The sequence below is a fragment of the Woeseia oceani genome, from assembly GCF_001677435.1.
GTDB classification, from domain to species: domain Bacteria; phylum Pseudomonadota; class Gammaproteobacteria; order Steroidobacterales; family Woeseiaceae; genus Woeseia; species Woeseia oceani.
This window is the reverse complement of the sequence record NZ_CP016268.1, coordinates 3,835,494-3,851,907: the sequence shown is the minus strand read 5'-3', so window position 1 is coordinate 3,851,907 and position 16,414 is coordinate 3,835,494. Positions and strand designations below refer to the sequence as shown.

Sequence of the window (16,414 nt, the reverse complement as noted above, 5' to 3'; positions counted from 1 at the left end):
GCCTGACAGCCGTGCAGCACAGAGAAATTCGAACTTCAAACAACAAAAGAATATGCTGCGCAGAGTACAAAGGCCTACGGTGCAAACATGAAACTCTCAAAAACAGCTTTGTTCATTGCGATCCTCGCGGCAATACTGCTGCTCGTAGCCGGCCCCGGTGCCCGTTTCGGACTGTGGTCATTCGGCACAGGTTTTCTGTTGTTACGCATTGCGCTGTACGCGGGCCTTGCTGTCGCAGTTCTGTCGTTACTCTTTCTGCTGATTCCGAAGACGCGCGCGGGCGGCAGCAAGCCTCTGGCCATCGCCTTGTTGATTGGTCTGGCCGTGGCCTGGGTGCCGTACAGCCAGTACCGTACCGCCAGATCGGTGCCGGCCATACATGACATCACGACTGACACGGTAAATCCGCCGCCGTTCGTTGCGATCATCCCGTTGCGCGCTGATGCCCGCAATCCGCCTGAATACATGGGCGAGGAGATTGCGACGCAACAACGCGAGAGCTATCCGGATATTCAGACGCTTGAGCTGGATGCCTCACCTGCCGAAACCTTTCAGCGAGCGCGGAAAGCGGTCGAAGACATGGGTCTCGAAGTCGTCGCAGCGGTGGCGAACGAGGGCCGTATTGAAGCTACGGCCACTACGTTCTGGTTCGGCTTCAAGGACGATGTTGTGATTCGCATCGAAGCCCGGGGCAATGGCAGTCGTCTGGATATCCGTTCGAAGTCGCGGGTTGGCCGCAGTGACGTCGGTGCCAATGCGGCCCGCATTCGCCGCTTCGTCAGCCTGTTTCAGGACGGCAACTGAGAGGTAACCAGGATTTCGCGCCGGCTCGTTCAGGGCCTAGCGCAACTTGAACCCGTAGTAGTGCTCTAACCAGCGCACTACAGCGGGTGCCAGGTCATCCTCGATATAGTCTTCTCGCTTTTGGACGCCGTTGTTGATGTAACGCCAGTGGTTCTCGACCTGTATGGCATCCACCGAGCCGCCGTTCAATGAGCCGTGCTCGCGAATATTGAAGCCGCCGTTAAAGAAGGTGCCCGCTGGCATCGGGTCCAGTGTAGACGTTGGAATGGTGTGTGTTGAGGTTCGGTTCGCGAGATCACCGAAACTCAGCGTCGGGCCTATATTGATGTTATCCACCGCCATCAGGGTCTGATTCAGCACATTGCGGATCGTGGCTTTCGCTGTAAAGAGCGAGCGATCGTAACTGCCATCAAACAGGTCTTCTATATCCGAACGACCGAAGCCGACGGCCAGCATGTTCTTGTCGTGGGCAGCGCCGTTCGTGTGCATATCGATGAACAAGCCCTTGCCGCAGACATCAGTCACATAATTGCGTGCCTCCTCCGCAAACAGGTGGTAGCCGGTCCATAAAGTTTGTGCATCTGCATCGGGGTTATCGCTCGCCGCCGCGCGATTCAAATTCAGCCGGTTTCGACGCACGTTGTTGATCACTACATGCGGTCGCTCACCGGTAATCTGATAAATTTCATCCGCGAGCAACAGCGAAGCGGTCAGGCTCTGCGCATCGGTCGTCAGGCCGTAGTCGTATATCGGGATTTCCGACGGTTCCTGCGCGCCCCCGTGCGGGACGCTGATTATGATTGGCAAAGTGCCTGGAATCAGCTCGATGGCGGTATTCAGGTCGGGGTCCAGTCCACCAGGCCGGTAGTAGAAGCTGGTGCCTGAAACCAGGTTGTTGTCGACGTAGTAATCAGGAACCGTTCCATCGCAGGTTGGCCATTTGATGTCCGACAAAGCCAGCGTGATTGCGCCAGTCACCGTATCGTCATCGGCATCCACCCAGTTGACGATGACCTGATCGCTGCCGTTCTTCACCATCGAATCAATGACCTTGCCGTCGTCTCCCAGGTTCCACACGCGGCGGCCGATATCCCAACTGCCGGTATTGGACGTATGCGAGGCCTTGTAAACCGTGTAACGGTCACTGATCAGCAGCCAGCCCCATTTGCTGACCATTCCAGTAATGGCTTCCGGGTCTCCGGCATAGGGCATGAGCGGTGGTTTGCTTACCGGGCCGAGAGTAATCCAGTCTGCGTAGCCGGCACCGGCGTCCTTCTCGATGGCAGCAACACCCGAGGTGACTTCGGCGCGATAATCATCACCGTCCACCGTGTAGTAAGACCACGCGGCGATCGCATCGGGAACAGCCGAAAAGCACAAGACGCTCGCAACGGAGAGACGTGCGAGCCCAGTGACGCGTTTGCTCCTTGCGCAAACAGTGTGTTCGGTCGTCGCTGCGGTCTTTTCTGTTTTCGTCATCGCTCTCTCCCGGGTTGTTGGCTCGACGTGCGCTCGCCTCGGCACCGGCGCCAGTTGCGCGACGTCCTTTGGTCGGAAATGCCGTGTGCTGAAACTAGCAAAGCGCATTGCGGCAAAGTAGAACCACATGTGGGTCAAAAATGTATCCAACGGCGTTTTTGCCATCGCTTGCGCCAGCCATGAATTGCGGGTCCGTACTCGATTCACGGCAATTGTTCGTTTCGTGCGGGCCTGTCCGGCTGGCTTGGCAAGGGGCTTTGTACGGTTTCAGCGCTGCAGGCCCTGCCGCTTTGTCATCCGCGAATGCGGCCAGGACTGTGAAGAAATTGTGCAGTCTCTCCGCTTTCCCGTTCGGCTTGTTACTCTTGACGCATGCGCATCACTATCGCCACGCGAATCTTCCTGGCCCTCACCCTGGTCACCTTTGTGATCCTTGGGTCGAGCGCCGTTGCCACCCGTTGGACGTTCGAGCAAGGTTTTCTCGAATACGTCGGTGAACAGGAAGCTGCGACAATCGGCAACGTGGCGGCCGCGCTTGAGGAGCTTTATCGCAACGAGGGCAGCCTGGCATCACTGGCAGGCAACCAGCGACGCTGGAACGATTTATTCCGCATGAACTCCGGTCGGTCAGCAGGCAGAGAACACGCCCGGGAACCGGGGCCTGGTGCCCGACCGGGAGCAGGACCGGGTAGACCAGGGCCGCCGCCACGTGATCCGCTTGAGCTGGGGCGGCGCATTGCGCTTACCGATAGCGATGGAGTGCCCATCGTTGGTGAACCACCGGGCGTGGGTGAAACCACTTCAACCGCTGTTACGATCGATGGCGTAGCAGTCGGGTATATCGTTCTGGCGCCCGGGATGAATCTTATGGACGACCTCGACGAGCGCTTCGCCCGGAAGCAGGGGCGTTCGATTCTGATTATTGCCGGAGCAGGTCTGGTCGCGGCTGCAATAATGGCAGCGTTGCTCGCGCAGCAGCTTACGCGGCCCGTTCGTGCGCTCGCTAAAGGGACCCACGCTGTTGCAGCCGGCAAATATGAAACACGAATCGCCGCACAACGGAACGATGAACTCGGCGATTTGGCGCGCGACTTCAATCAGCTCGCTGAATATCTGGAGCGCGACCGCACGAGCCGGCAGCAATGGGTGGCCGATATTGCGCACGAACTACGTACACCATTGTCCGTGTTACACGGTGAATTAAGCGCAATTGAAGACGGCGTGCGCACCTTTGATGCCGCGAGTCAACAATCACTGAAAGCCGAAGTAAATCGCTTGGTCGGGCTCGTGGGTGAGCTGCACCACTTGTCGGTTTTGGATGAGCAAGGTCTGGACGATCAGCGCGAAATCGTGGACGTGGTCGCTGTGCTCCATGGCATGCTCGACAGGGCGAGATCGCGATTGCTCAATAACGGTATCCAGTTGAAGCAAAACCTGCCCGCGAAGAGCGTTACCGTATCCGCCGATGTGCTGAAGCTTGAGCAATTGTTTTCCAACCTGATCGAGAACACGCTGCGCTACACCGACACGCCGGGTACGCTGACCGTAACGTGCCGTCTGGACCAGCAGTTCGTCAGCATCGAGTTTGCCGATTCAGCACCCGGCGTACCGGATTCCGCATTGCCACGATTGTTTGATCGCCTGTTTCGCGTGGATTCGTCGCGCAGTCGGGCGACCGGTGGCTCCGGACTGGGCCTGTCAATCTGCAAGGCCATTGTCGAAGCGCACGGCGGAACGATTACTGCGCTGCATTCCACACAGGGCGGGCTGACCGTGCGTATGCAATTGCCCGTCGTTAACAGGATCGTCTCATGAGCGTCGCCACTACTGTCCTGGTCGTCGAGGACGAGCCAAAGATCGCCGCCCTGTTGCGTGACTATTTGCAGCAAGCGAACTACCAGGTTCATTGCCTCGATCGCGGCGATACCGTTGCCGACTGGGTGCGTAATCACAGTCCGGACATCATTCTTCTTGACCTGATGCTACCCGGCAAAGACGGTCTGGCGGTTTGCCGTGAACTGCGTGAGTTTACGCAAGTACCGGTCATCATGATTACCGCCCGCATCGACGAGATCGACCGCTTGTTGGGTCTGGAGCTGGGTGCTGATGATTACGTCTGCAAACCGTTCAGTCCACGCGAGGTTATTGCCCGGGTAAAAGCGTTGTTGCGTCGGGCACAGGCTTTGCCGACGCAAACAGTAGCTACGGAGCGATTGCATATTGATGTGGAAAAATTCTGTGCAACGGTAAATGGCCAGGTTGTAGACCTGACACCCGTTGAGTTTCGCCTGCTGGCCTTGCTGGCCAGTCAGCCAGGCCGGGTTTTCTCCCGCGATCAGCTCATGAACAACATCTACGATGACGGGCGTATTGTCAGCGATCGCACAATCGACTCGCACATCAAGAATCTTCGTCAGAAGGTGCATCGTGCGGCCGGTTCCGAGGACATCATTCGTTCGATCTACGGGGTCGGCTACAAACTCGAATAGAGCAGCAATCTCCGCCGGATCTGCACAATTCCTCCGCACTCTCTGCGCTGTTGCCATCCACACTGCAGGCTCATCAATACGGAAACCCCGGGAGCCTGAAATGAAACAACGTACTGCCCTGATTCTAGCCTCGTTGCTGATGACGAGTTTCGCGCACGCCGAGAATGGTGATTCAGAGCGCGATCGGCGCGGCCCGCCAAAAGTAGCCGTGGAAGCTTGTGCAACTGCCGTGCAGGGCGACCCCTGCAGTTTTGCAGACAGGGAAGGCGAAATTCTGGAAGGCAGCTGTGATGCACCGGACGACAGGCCATTGGCTTGCCGCCCGGCAGGTGGTCCACCGGGATTGAGTCCGCGTAGCCAATAGCACGCCTGGGTGCGGCAAAGACCCGGACCACCAGCGCAGATCACAAGGACCATTGCTTATGAATCAAACTTACACCTGCAGGAATAAGATGCCGGCGTACGCTGAGCCGTTCGCACTGATAGCTTTGAGCGCATTCTGTGCCATTGCGTTGAGTGCTTGCGGGTCCGGCAGTTCGGTGAGTAGCGAGGCGGAGGCTGACAGCGATGGCACCGTTAGCGGAGAGGTGACGGCAACGCTGCACAATGCCTACCAGTGGTTCGGCGCCAATGTCACTGTCGCACTTGATGGCGACACGGTCGTTATTGAAGCGACCGGCCGTCCGGACCACACTTCGCCGTACTGGAACCCGAACAATGCCAGCGGCCTGTACGTGGCGCCGGATCCGAACGTCACGACCGTGTCACACATGTCGCCGGGTTATATCGAGGACTACAACAATCTGTTCACTTTGAGGGCGCCCGCCAGCCCCACGCGTGCAGCGAGCTCTTCGGCGACAAGTCTTGGGCCTGTTGGCATTGCGGTTAGCGGAGCGCCCATCTTCAATGATCAGGAAGGTCCGAACGTTAATCTCGAGATCGGTGTCATTCAGGGCTTCGACAGCAACGGCGCTCATACCGGGCCACAGACCTACCACTATCACCTCGAACCCAAGGCAATCAGTAACGACGACGAGGCCTTGGTCGGTGTGATTGCCGACGGCTTCTTCCTGTACGGCAGGCAATGTTATTCAACACCGGGTACTTATCCGACAGATCTTGATGCTTCCGGTGGTCACACCAGTGTCACGCAGCATTCCCAAGGTGAGGCGGAGTATCACTATCACATCATGAACGAGTTCTACCTCGGCGCTTACTACTTGCTGTTCCCGGAAGACTATCAGGGCACGCCCAGCTCGATCAGCAATTAACGGGAAACTGATGACGATGAAAAGAGCCGGTATCACAGCAGGTTTTGCTTTGGCGATGGCGTGTTTGCTGTTGCTGCTGACGCCTGAGCGGTACAGCGTCTTCGCGATCTCACCGGCTGCTGAGGTCGTCGATATTTCGCAACTGACGATTAACAACCGCACCGGTAAACGGGAGTACGGCAACCGGCCTTTCAGCGGAGAGGCGCGCAGCTATTTCGCAAACGGTGGGCTGGCGCGCGCGGAACAATACGCTGACGGTCGCCGCCACGGCTACTTGAGGATGTGGCACGAGAACGGCCAGCCGGCCTTCGAGTCGAGCTACCGCGAGGGTCGACGTGAAGGCCCAACAACCAGCTGGTGGAGTAACGGCAACATTCGTACGCGAACCGAGTACCTGGACGACAAACCGAACGGTGTCGCTTGGTCGTGGTACCGGGGCGGCCAAAAATTCAAACGATACAACTATGACGCTGGCGAACCCGTCGGTCTGCAACAGGGATGGCGAACCAATGGCAAACTATTCAGTAATTTCGAGTACAGAAATGGAAGAACGTACGGGCTGCGCAACGCCAATCTCTGCATTGAGCTGGACGACGAAGCCTTTGTCCTCAATTAGCCGCCACCGTTGGTATATCCGTTTCACGAAGGTGTTATTCGCTTGCGTGGTCGGTGCCCTGAGTGTGATGCTAGCCAACGCGGCGACTGCCGAAGAGCTGCCTTACTACAATACCGCCGATTTCACTCCACACTGGATTGAAAAGGACAGCCCTGACCTGCAGGACTTTCATCGTATACCTGAGTTCAGCTTCACCAATCAGGATGGCCAGGCGATCAGCGATCGTGACGTGGAGAACAAGATCTACGTCGCCAATTTTTTCTTTACGACGTGCCCCGGCATTTGTCCCACGGTCAGGTCACGACTCGTCAAGGTGCAGGAAGCATTTGCAGATACGACAGCGTTTACATACTGTCGCACTCCATCCGACCTACCACCGATACCCGGGAAATTCTGCAGGCCTACGCACGCGATTACGGCGTTATCAGTGGCAAATGGCATCTGCTTACCGGTGATAAAAAGGCGATTTACGAGCTTGCGAAAGACGCGTACTTTGCCAATGAAGACCTGGGTAACCCCGACAAGTTAAGCGACTTTCTGCACACCGAAAACTTGCTGCTGATCGATCAGAACCGGCATATCCGGGGTGTCTACAACGGCTTGAGCACGACGTCCGTGAACCACCTGCTGAGTGATATCGAGATTCTGCAGGGAGCAACGGCGGGTGCCGATTGAGCTTTCTTTACCCGACCGTCGTCACTCGCGTTTAAAGGTCAGGTAGGTTTTGCGCGTGGTTTCCAGTATCTCCCACGTGCCTTTGCTGTTCTCATCAAAATACACTGTGTCGCCAGCGTTGATGTCGATCGTCTCGCCCACCGCCGGGTGGAACAGCGCGCGGCCACTGAGAAACGTGGCGATTTCTGCATCCATCACCTGACGGGTCCAGGTTCCCGGCGTGGATTCCCAGATTCCTGCCTCCGAGCCATCCGCATGCTCGTTGATGACGCGCCCGCGCAGCTGCGAGACCGTCCCGGACAGTGGCAGCCCCACCGGGCCCCAGTCCTCGAGCTCCTCGGACGGAATACCGGCGACGTTCTTCTCCTGCTTAACAGCCACGTGCGACTCCTGATCTGCTGCCAAATTTGGCTGAACGATCGTGCAATAAACGCGACTGAATGGCAACTTCGAAATCTGTTTAATACCGATTAATCAATCAAGTCGATGGCATTGCCTCTGCCTGGCCAGCAAGCCGAAAAATTTACACGCTTCTGTAATTTTGACCCGGACCTCATGGCGGCGTGGCGCAAGCTCCAATGAATTGGGGGGGCTTACGCGTGCCGGACACTGGCACGAATACTGCAATTTTCTTCAGGAGGATATTTGGACAGGTTCGCTTTCCGCCTGCCGGGGATATATTGCGATGTACAAGCAAGCACGCTGGCTCATGCCGGAAACACGCAACGTCGCATTGCTCGCGGCTTTTTCAGCATCGCTGCTGGCATGTTCAGTTGCACGCATTCCGGTATCAACGACCGCAACACCGACTATCGTCAATGAGGAGGGTGTCATGAGTACGGATCAGGCGGAAAAAGTTGTTCAGACGATTGTCAAAGATTCGCCTGATCCGACAGCGGCGGCGGAAAGCATTTCAATGCTGACCTCACTTAGCGAAACGCCACTGTATAAAGGGAACAAAGCCACTTTGCTGGTCGATGGCCCAAGAACTTACGCGGCGATGCTGGAGGCGATCGCGGCAGCCCGTGAATCGATCAACATCGAAACCTATATCTTCGCCGACGACGAAGTCGGGCAACGTTTTGCCGATGCACTCATAGAGCGCAGCCGCGCAGGCGTCACTGTGCGGCTTATCTACGACAGCATTGGAAGCTGGATCAGCGACGAGGAGTTCTTCGATCTGCTCACCAACGCGGGCATACAGGTTCAGGAGTTCAACGGGATCAATCCGTTGTCCGGTGGCAATCCGCTCAAGGCTAACAATCGCACCCACCGCAAGCTGTTGATCGTCGACGATGCTGTCGCTTTTACCGGCGGCATCAATGTGTCCAATACCTACTCGAGTGCGTCCAATGACCGTTTACGCAAACGCAAAGACCCGCTGTTGTCAGGGTGGCGCGATACCCATCTGGCTGTCCGTGGTCCAGCCGTTGCTGCATTTCAGGCGGCGTTCGCGGACAACTGGGAAGGTGAAGAGCTGACGCCGGCGGCGGGGCAGTTCGCCGAATGCAAAACCGACGGATCCTGCGACGACGTAGTGGCGGTGTTGCACTCTGAAGGCGGTGACGGCCAGGAGTCGCCCATCTACAGGGCCTACCTCGAGGCCATGCAACGGACCGAAAGCCGGATATGGATAACGCAGGCCTACTTCGCACCCGATGAGACTTTCACGACCTTGTTGGGCGATGCGGCCGCACGTGGCGTGGATGTGCGGCTGATCGTCCCGGGCATATCCGACTCAGCCGCCATTCTGCACGCATCCCGCTCCCGTTACGGCAAGCTGCTGGAGCGCGGCATTCGTATCTACGAAACGACAGGTACTTTTCTGCATGCCAAAACGGCCGTTATCGATGGAGTCTGGTCGACGGTGGGTTCCAGTAATCTCGACTACCGAAGTTTTCTGCACAACGACGAAGTGAACGCCATTGTCCTGGGTCCCCATTTTGGCAAGCAGATGGAAGCACAGTTTGAGCTCGACCTGAGTGATACCCGTGAAGTGACGCTGGAGCAATGGAAGCAGCGGCCGGCACTTGACCGGCTGAAAGAGGTTTTCAGTTGGGTGGTGGAGTATTGGTTGTAGCAGCGCTCGCGCCGTCCCCGTCCGTCGCATCAGACGCCTGGCGAGGCAAGCGGATGATAAAGGAGCTGCCCTGGTCCGGACCTTCGCTGACGACATCAATCGTGCCGCCGTGCGCCGCAACCAGTGAATAGACGATAGACAACCCGACACCGAGGCCGGGTTGATGGGATTCGGCACGCCAGAAAGGCTCAAAGACGTTCTCAATCTCGTCGGCCGTCAATCCCTTGCCTGTATCACTGACGCGCAAAGTCATGGCCTGCGAATCAACCATAAGGTGTACGGAAATTCGCCCGGCGGCCGGGGTGTATTTGTGCGCGTTGCTCAACAGATTGCGCACTATCTGCTGATAGCGGCCCCCATCGATATTCGCGCTGTAATCGCCGTCAACAATGGTGAGCTCCAGCGTCTGATTGTCCTCAATCGTCGGCCGCAATTCTTCGACCGCTTTCTCGGTCAGGTCTTTGACGTCAACCTGAGCTTTCTCGACACGGATGCCGGCACCCGAATAGCGTGTCACGTCAACGAGGTCGTCAATCAGGCGTGATTGCGATTCAATGCTTTCCGCGATCACCTGCATGCCTTTCTGCCGGGTCTGTTCACGGTCGTCAACTTCCAGCAGCCGAAGCCATGTCAGTGCGGAATTGAGGGGGGTCCGAAGTTCATGGCTTACGAGGCGTACAAACGTATTGCGTATTGAGTTCGCTTTGCGGGTTTCTTGCAAAGCATTGTGAAGCTGTTCTTGTTGCTTCCGTCGTTGAGTTACATCATCGATCACGCCAACGTAGTGTGTGACCGTGCCATCACGCCCGTGAATCGGCGAAATACTCAGCCGGTTCCAGAACAACTCGCCGTCCTTGCGGCGATTCGGCAGTTCAACCGTGGTGGCCGTGCCGGTGCTCAGGCAATGCCGCAATTCCGCTCTGACCTCTTTGCTTCCCGCAAGGTCGGGGTTCAGAAACCGGCAGTTCAGACCGGACAGGTCTTCTTCCTCGTAACCGGTTATGCGCGTGAACGCCGGATTGATGTAGACAATCGGTTCGTTCAAAGCCTGATGATCGGTGATGACAATGCCGTTGGCAGTTGCCGCCAGTGCACGGTCCTTAATCAGCATCGCGGCTTCTGATTTGCGCAAGATAACGATGGAAACGATGGCAATCAGAGTTGCTGCCATGACCGAGCCCAGCGAAGTCAGCGCAATCGCGAACTCACCTTCGTAGAATCGGCCGTACCCGGCCGCGACAGCCGCTCCGACCAGTAACGGCGCTGCAACAACCATGGGTACCAGCGCGCGAACGTTCGCCCCCAGCAGAGACTGCTCCATCAATATTGCCGGGAGTCCGTACGTTGGTCGTAGCCAGATGCCACCAATGGCGAGTACGACGAACAAAATGGCCGTGGACAGCGCCATGGCGGTCACACCATCGATGCCCATGTAGAGCGAAGGAGCACCGTACGCGTAGCCAAGAATGGCACCGATTGCCATCAGGATGAGCATGGACAGGAGCGTGCGGCGAGCGACTCGGGCTGCCAGACCGTCCCAGTGATCGATCATGATGGCGACGGCAAAGACCAGAAAGCCGATAGCGGTCGTCGGCGCCATTCGGCCAGGCGAAGAGGTCAGCAAGGCGTCGTTGTCCGCTCGCACCAGCAGTTGATCAATACTTATACGCAGTGGCAGCAAGTACTCGAGGAGGGTAAACAACGCGACAACAGCCATGAGCGACGTGATTCCCCAGCGTGCTATCGATTGCAGGAAAGAGGCCCGCCGGCTGGCGACCAGGACAGCCAGAGAGCCCAATATAAAGCCGACTGCTGTATTCGCTTTCATCGATACCCGATTGCCTTCGGGGAATATCGATGACGGAAAGTCATACAGCAAACCTGCCAATACTACGCAGGCAGACGCAAGGCAAATCGCGGCGGTAATCGCCGGGATTTCCCTGGCAAACCAGTGGTTCTTTGGCTGGCTAAATTCAGTCATTTGTGGAGTCTAGCCGATCAACTTTGCGACGTCTGTCCTTGTCGAATCGGAATCAGGTCACTATCATCGATACCCGTGATGTCAAGTGTCGCCGAAAAAATCGAACGCATTCTGATTGTCGAAGATGACCCTGGCGCCCGTGAGGCAACAGGTTTGTACCTGGAATTCTGTGGCTACGACGTAGTGACGGCACCGAACGCGAAGGTGGCGTACGCAGAGGTTCAGCGACAAGCCCCCAACCTGCTGATTTGCGACTGGCAGCTGGGTGCCGGCGAAACCGGAGTTGCGGTTGCGCGGCGAATTCAGGAGCAGTTCGGGATACCCGTCATATTCATGACCGCCTACCCGCTGGACGAACTCTACGCGGAGACCGATGGCATAGACGTTTTCCGTTATCTCAGAAAGCCTTTGTCGCTCGGGGATCTGGCGAAAGCTATCGAAGCCATTCACTAAGCTAGCAAAAAAGGGCCGACAGCGATGCTGCCGGCCCGATCGTTCTCGAGCTGTTGAAATCTAGTGCTTCACGCCCGACCGCCATTCATCAATCTCGCGCTTGGCTTCATCTACTGAACGACCATAGTGCTTCTGGATCGCGCCAACCAGTTGATCTGATTTGCCGTCGATCTGCTCGATCTCGTCATCAGTCAATCGGCCCCACTGCTCTTTGACCTTGCCCTTGAGTTCGTTCCAGTTTCCTTTGATGGTGTCTTCGTTCATGTCGGCAATCCTCCTTTAAATTCTTGACCGGAAAAATTCACCGGTCGCCTGGCTGCTTCCCGCAGCTTAAAGTTCGAAAGCTTGATGAACACGCCTGTTCCGTTGTTCCGGTTTGCGGCGTGTCTTGCTTAGCTAAGAAGCAACATGTGTGCCAACCGCCGAATACCGCTTGAACAGCGTCTTGCCCGGACTGCCTCGTGTTTGTAGTGCGGCATTCGTCGTAAATTTTTCCCGGCTCGGCAATATTTTCAAACGTGGATTCCACTATTCCCGTGCGCTGTAAAGAGATTTGCAGCCACAGTCGGTATTTCAGTGCGGATACTTTGTTGGTACGCATCCTGCATATTCATTGTTGGCAACATTATTTTGTACGCCGGGAAAACCTGGCAATGAACTAACAGGAGTACACGACAATGCTTTCATGGTCACTGGCGTTTCTGGTGCTGGCGATACTCGCAGCAGTACTGGGCTTCGGCGGGATTGCAGGCGCCGCAGCAGGAATAGCGAAGATTCTGTTCTTCATTTTTCTGGTTCTACTGATCGTCAGCGCAATTTTTGGCGCTCTACGCGGGCGACCGCCTATCTAGTCAAGCGGAAGCAGGGCGGGTCACGTAGACCCGTCCTTGCTTCTATTACACGCCCGCAGCAGCTCGCGAGTTGTTCAAAAAAAACAGGAGATCAAGGTCATGGGAATAGAAGTAGGCTTTTTCGGATTGCTGATTCTGATACTGGATGTATGGGCAATCATCAAAACGCTGGGCAGCAGTGCGACATCCGGTTCTAAGGTGATGTGGACCGTACTCATACTGCTGTTGCCGGTACTGGGTTTCGTGGTTTGGGCGATAGCTGGCCCGAAAGGCGACGGTCACACGCAAATTGTATGAGGAGACAGCGATGAGCGAGCAATCACAGCTGCCGTACGGCGGCCGACTGGAGGGCGACCCGAATGACGTCCTCGCTGATCAGGCATTGAGTCCGGATCAGCGATGCGCCGTGCTTGAGGACTGGATCCAGGATCTTCTCGAGCTGCAAACGGCAACCGAGGAAGCTATGTTGAGCAGCGAGCACGATGCCGGCGAGGTAGCCAATCAGTATCAGAGAGTCAATGCTGCGCTGAATATTGCCAGGAGCAACGCCAACCCGGAGCAGGCCGCAGCCAGAGACCCGAGCTAAGCCGGCGGTCGCAGGTGGGCCGGGTTTTCCCTTGCCAAATAAGCGCTCATAAAAAAGCGCTCCACGAATCCAGCAGATTCGTGGAGCGCTGACGACATGGTCGCCAATTGCGCTTAGCAGTTTGTGTCTGCGGCGCCGGCACCTTCCTTGATGTCTTCACATGCGTCTTCCGTGGCATTCGCTACATCTGTTGCTGCGTCATCAATTGCTTCGCCTGCATTCTCCATCGGGCCGTCATTGTCGCAACCAGCAGCCAGAATACCGGCCAAGAGCAGTGCAGCCATTGTCAGTGATGTTTTCATTGCTTAATCCTCCAGTTTACCCATGGAATTCGAATCGTTCCGTCGCGAACCAATACCGGCTGCGCTTACTGTTAGTAATAAGCAATGATCGTGCCAGCCGTGGTTAGCACGTGATTCTTTCGGTTGGGAGTACCTGTTTCGCTGGCTTCTGTGTAAGAACTACTACGAAAACGAGAAAACGCGTAAATTTTGCCGCGCGCACGTCTTGCGTATATTGACTCCCGCCGGATCAGCGGTAAGCATGTTCATCATCAATGACCTGATCGCCAATATTTGAGCAAGAAACTATGGCTTACATACAAATTGTTGATGACGAAGCCGGATTCACCAGTGGCATGGCCGAATTCTTGCGCCTGCATGACCATAAAGTCGCTACAGCAAACACGATCACGGCCGCGCGCGAACTGCTGAATGAGCGAACACCAGACGTATTGTTGCTTGATCTGATGCTGCCGGACGGGAGCGGGCTTGAGCTGTTTGATGCATTCGAGACAAAGCGGCCTGCGAAAATCATCGTCATTACGGGTCATACCGGGGTCAAGTCACTGATCGGCGGGATGGCGGGTGACGGTGTCAGCTACATGAAGAAGCCGATCGAGCCGCGGGAGATGCTCGGCATGATCAATGCGGTCGCCGTGGATTCGGGACCGGAATCTGCCGAAGATGTCGTTAAGACCGGTCTGATGATTGGTGATAGCGATGTCATGCAGGCGGTCGTCACGAAGTTACGTCAGGTTGCGCCAACGTCCAGTACGGTGTTCATTCAAGGGGAGAGCGGCACAGGTAAAGAACTTGCCGCCGAGGCTGTCCATCGATTGAGTGACCGCTGCGGTCCCTTCGTGCCTGTGAACTGTGGTGGCCTGTCGAAAGAATTGATTTCCAGTCAGCTGTTCGGTCATGAGAAGGGCAGTTTTACCGGTGCGGCGAAACGCCACGCAGGTTTCTTCGAGCGGGCACATGGTGGCACCTTATTTCTCGACGAAATCACCGAGATGCCGATGGAGCTGCAAACGCACCTGCTCCGCGTGCTGGAAACCGGGCGCTTCCTGCGGGTTGGCGGGGAAACCGAGATACCAACGGATGCGAGGTTGATTGCTGCCACCAATCGCGACCCTGCGGAAGCAGTACGCGAAGGTTTACTGCGTGAAGACCTGTATTTCCGGTTGCAGGTTTTCCCCCTTGTTCTGCCGCCACTAAGGCAGCGGCAAGGGGATGTCGAACTGCTGGCGCAGCACTTTTTGAATTCGCTGAACCGTGACAACAATACCGAGAAAGTGTTCTCCGAGGGCGCGTTGCAACAATTTTCCAGTCATCAGTGGCCAGGTAATGTTCGTGAGCTGAAGCACACCGTACATCGTGCTTACATCATGGCGGAAGGCGATGTCGTTGAGGCGCTCGAAACCTTTGACGACCTGCACGTGGAGGTCGAAGGCCTAAGCGTCGGCCGTTCGATTGCCGACGTTGAGAAGGATCTGATTCTTGCGACGTTAAAACAATACGGCGGCAACAAGAAGGCCGCCGCAGAAAGCCTCGGGGTGAGTTTGAAGACGCTGTATAACCGCCTTAACGAATACGGTGAGGACGCGACAAGCTAGCCACCCGGGCTGCAACGGAAAAAATTGCGTTCCGTCGCAATTTTTACAAAACCATCATGACGCACGCAGCCCTGCCCGCAGGCCGCGATACCAGTCAACGACTGCATTTAGGCAACAGAGACTCCGTTGCCGGCGCCGATTTGCGCTGGCATGGTTTCTGCATCTTCCCTACTAACAGCAAGACACACCACATTTGCAGTAGAGAGGAGATTGCACATGAACGCCAAAGCAAACAAAGCAACCAGTCACTCCACAACACAACACGCCGCAGAAACAGCGCACAACTTTATCGACGCAGCCGCTGCAAAAGCAGAAAAGGCTGAAAAGGAAGTCCGCGCGCGTGCGCACGCTGTCGGAGACAAGGCTGAAGCGACTCAGGAGTTGGCAAGCAAAAAGGCCGGGAACGTGCTGTCGCAAACGCAGGAGTTCGTCAGAGAGCAGCCACTTGCCGCGGCAGGTATGGCATTCGCTGCCGGTGTAATCGCGTCTGCGTTGTTGCGCCGATAGATCTGCATGCACAGCGCTGCTAACAACGAGGCCGCCGACCTTGCTAATCCATCGGAACCGGCCGGGGATGCCGAATCGGTCGCGACTCATGTCGCCGGATGGTTCGGCGCGCACCGCGCGCGTATCAGGCTAATTTCCGAGCTCGCTCTGGCAGAAGCGAGGCTGGCTGCCACGAGCGTGGCATTGATGGCTTTTCTCGGGACGATCGCCGCGGTCCTGCTGCTGACCGCCTGGGGCCTGATAGTGGCCGGCGGGGTATTCGCCCTGCTGGCGGCGGGCGCTCCGCTCTGGGCTATGCTCGGCCTGCTCGCCGTTGGCCACTTGCTCATTGCTGGCCTGCTTGTTCGCAAAGTACTCGCCCTGAGCAAACACCTGGAGTTCGTAGCAACCCGAGAACAACTGCAGGCAAAAGGAATGTCGTCGTGACGTTAAGCCAACAGAAAGCTGCAGTCCGTCGGTTGCGGGCACTATCGATCGAGAAGTCGAATGAGCTTGAAGGTCATCGTCGTGCTCTCGACAACTGGAAACGGGAGCATCTCGGTAGCCCTGGTTCTCTGGCACTGTTCTTCGCTGCCGGTGTTCTCTGGGGCAGCGGCAAGAATCATCCGGGCCACGCTTCTGGCAGATCCAAGGTTCGACGCAAAGTGGCGAGTACGGCGAATGCCGCATTCCTGGTATCGCGGCTGTTTACCAGCCCGGTTACTGGTGTTACGCCGTAGTTGCTC

The 16,414-nt window shown here is 56.5% G+C and carries 20 protein-coding genes and 1 pseudogene; 16 read left to right on the top strand and 5 right to left on the bottom strand.

Translation table 11 applies throughout. From position 1 onward, the window contains the following. Positions 1–87 precede the first annotated feature (87 nt). Positions 88–804, top strand: coding sequence for a DUF1499 domain-containing protein (locus BA177_RS17330; RefSeq protein ID WP_068618313.1), 717 nt, complete (start codon positions 88–90; stop codon positions 802–804). 36 nt (positions 805–840) lie between these two features. Here the strand turns inward: BA177_RS17330 and BA177_RS17325 are convergent, their stop codons facing one another. Then, the gene (locus BA177_RS17325) at positions 841–2,283 is read right to left on the bottom strand and encodes a hypothetical protein (protein WP_156762894.1); all 1,443 of its coding nucleotides are present in this window, start codon (positions 2,281–2,283) and stop codon (positions 841–843) included. Positions 2,284–2,655: 372 nt separating this feature from the next. On the opposite strand from BA177_RS17325, the gene BA177_RS17320 reads away from it, so the two are divergent. The 6 genes and pseudogenes from BA177_RS17320 (at position 2,656) to BA177_RS19215 (ending at position 7,334) form a co-directional block, all read left to right on the top strand. Then, positions 2,656–4,098, top strand: coding sequence for an ATP-binding protein (locus BA177_RS17320; protein WP_068618309.1), 1,443 nt, complete (start codon positions 2,656–2,658; stop codon positions 4,096–4,098). Continuing rightward, a complete protein-coding gene (locus BA177_RS17315; protein ID WP_068618307.1) occupies positions 4,095–4,772 on the top strand; it encodes a response regulator in 678 nt (225 codons plus the stop codon). The genes BA177_RS17320 and BA177_RS17315 overlap by 4 nt, the downstream gene beginning before the upstream one ends. A gap of 100 nt (positions 4,773–4,872) precedes the next feature. Continuing rightward, complete coding sequence (locus BA177_RS17310) at positions 4,873–5,136, top strand: hypothetical protein (protein WP_068618305.1); 264 nt, start codon at positions 4,873–4,875, stop codon at positions 5,134–5,136. Positions 5,137–5,224: 88 nt separating this feature from the next. Continuing rightward, positions 5,225–6,043: a YHYH protein gene (locus BA177_RS17305; RefSeq protein WP_068618303.1), complete on the top strand. Its 819-nt coding sequence runs from the start codon at positions 5,225–5,227 to the stop codon at positions 6,041–6,043. A 10-nt stretch (positions 6,044–6,053) separates the two neighbouring features. Next, positions 6,054–6,659: a toxin-antitoxin system YwqK family antitoxin gene (locus tag BA177_RS18985; protein ID WP_231892468.1), complete on the top strand. Its 606-nt coding sequence runs from the start codon at positions 6,054–6,056 to the stop codon at positions 6,657–6,659. Beyond that, positions 6,553–7,334: pseudogene (locus BA177_RS19215) on the top strand (SCO family protein). The gene BA177_RS18985 and the pseudogene BA177_RS19215 overlap by 107 nt, the downstream one beginning before the upstream one ends. 21 nt (positions 7,335–7,355) lie before the next feature. Here BA177_RS19215 and BA177_RS17290 read toward each other — a convergent pair. Continuing rightward, the gene (locus tag BA177_RS17290) at positions 7,356–7,715 is read right to left on the bottom strand and encodes a cupin domain-containing protein (protein ID WP_068619597.1); all 360 of its coding nucleotides are present in this window, start codon (positions 7,713–7,715) and stop codon (positions 7,356–7,358) included. Positions 7,716–8,019: 304 nt separating this feature from the next. Between BA177_RS17290 and BA177_RS17285 the strand changes: the two genes are divergently transcribed. Beyond that, on the top strand, positions 8,020–9,414 hold the full coding sequence (locus tag BA177_RS17285) for a phospholipase D-like domain-containing protein (RefSeq protein WP_082990224.1): 1,395 nt from the start codon (positions 8,020–8,022) through the stop codon (positions 9,412–9,414). Here the strand turns inward: BA177_RS17285 and BA177_RS17280 are convergent. After that, entirely contained in the window at positions 9,386–11,395 is a 2,010-nt protein-coding gene (locus BA177_RS17280) for a sensor histidine kinase (RefSeq protein ID WP_068618302.1), read from the bottom strand. The two genes, BA177_RS17285 and BA177_RS17280, sit on opposite strands and share 29 nt — an antisense overlap. A 78-nt stretch (positions 11,396–11,473) precedes the next feature. Between BA177_RS17280 and BA177_RS17275 the strand changes: the two genes are divergently transcribed. Then, entirely contained in the window at positions 11,474–11,848 is a 375-nt protein-coding gene (locus BA177_RS17275) for a response regulator (RefSeq protein WP_068618300.1), read from the top strand. Between the two features lie 60 nt (positions 11,849–11,908). Here the strand turns inward: BA177_RS17275 and BA177_RS17270 are convergent, their stop codons facing one another. Further along, positions 11,909–12,112 carry a CsbD family protein gene (locus BA177_RS17270; RefSeq protein ID WP_068618298.1) on the bottom strand — a complete coding sequence of 68 codons (204 nt, stop codon included), beginning with the start codon at positions 12,110–12,112 and terminating at the stop codon, positions 11,909–11,911. A gap of 413 nt (positions 12,113–12,525) precedes the next feature. Between BA177_RS17270 and BA177_RS17265 the strand changes: the two genes are divergently transcribed. From BA177_RS17265 to BA177_RS17255, 3 genes are all read left to right on the top strand, one after another. Continuing rightward, positions 12,526–12,699 (top strand): DUF1328 domain-containing protein, encoded by a 174-nt coding sequence (locus BA177_RS17265; RefSeq protein ID WP_068618296.1) that lies wholly within the window; start codon positions 12,526–12,528, stop codon positions 12,697–12,699. Between the two features lie 99 nt (positions 12,700–12,798). Next, positions 12,799–12,996 carry a PLD nuclease N-terminal domain-containing protein gene (locus tag BA177_RS17260; protein WP_156762893.1) on the top strand — a complete coding sequence of 66 codons (198 nt, stop codon included), beginning with the start codon at positions 12,799–12,801 and terminating at the stop codon, positions 12,994–12,996. A 10-nt stretch (positions 12,997–13,006) separates the two neighbouring features. Continuing rightward, on the top strand, positions 13,007–13,285 hold the full coding sequence (locus BA177_RS17255; protein ID WP_068618295.1) for a hypothetical protein: 279 nt from the start codon (positions 13,007–13,009) through the stop codon (positions 13,283–13,285). 113 nt (positions 13,286–13,398) lie between these two features. Here the strand turns inward: BA177_RS17255 and BA177_RS17250 are convergent, their stop codons facing one another. After that, the gene (locus BA177_RS17250) at positions 13,399–13,587 is read right to left on the bottom strand and encodes a hypothetical protein (protein WP_068618292.1); all 189 of its coding nucleotides are present in this window, start codon (positions 13,585–13,587) and stop codon (positions 13,399–13,401) included. A gap of 287 nt (positions 13,588–13,874) precedes the next feature. On the opposite strand from BA177_RS17250, the gene BA177_RS17245 reads away from it, so the two are divergent. The 4 genes from BA177_RS17245 to BA177_RS17230 all read left to right on the top strand — a co-directional run bounded on the left by BA177_RS17245 (position 13,875) and on the right by BA177_RS17230 (position 16,408). After that, entirely contained in the window at positions 13,875–15,182 is a 1,308-nt protein-coding gene (locus tag BA177_RS17245; RefSeq protein WP_068618290.1) for a sigma-54-dependent transcriptional regulator, read from the top strand. Positions 15,183–15,398: 216 nt separating this feature from the next. Beyond that, positions 15,399–15,689 (top strand): hypothetical protein, encoded by a 291-nt coding sequence (locus tag BA177_RS17240; RefSeq protein ID WP_068618288.1) that lies wholly within the window; start codon positions 15,399–15,401, stop codon positions 15,687–15,689. Positions 15,690–15,695: 6 nt separating this feature from the next. Then, positions 15,696–16,115, top strand: coding sequence for a hypothetical protein (locus BA177_RS17235; RefSeq protein ID WP_068618286.1), 420 nt, complete (start codon positions 15,696–15,698; stop codon positions 16,113–16,115). After that, the gene (locus BA177_RS17230; RefSeq protein WP_068618284.1) at positions 16,112–16,408 is read left to right on the top strand and encodes a hypothetical protein; all 297 of its coding nucleotides are present in this window, start codon (positions 16,112–16,114) and stop codon (positions 16,406–16,408) included. The genes BA177_RS17235 and BA177_RS17230 overlap by 4 nt, the downstream gene beginning before the upstream one ends. The last annotated feature ends 6 nt before the right edge of the window (positions 16,409–16,414 follow it).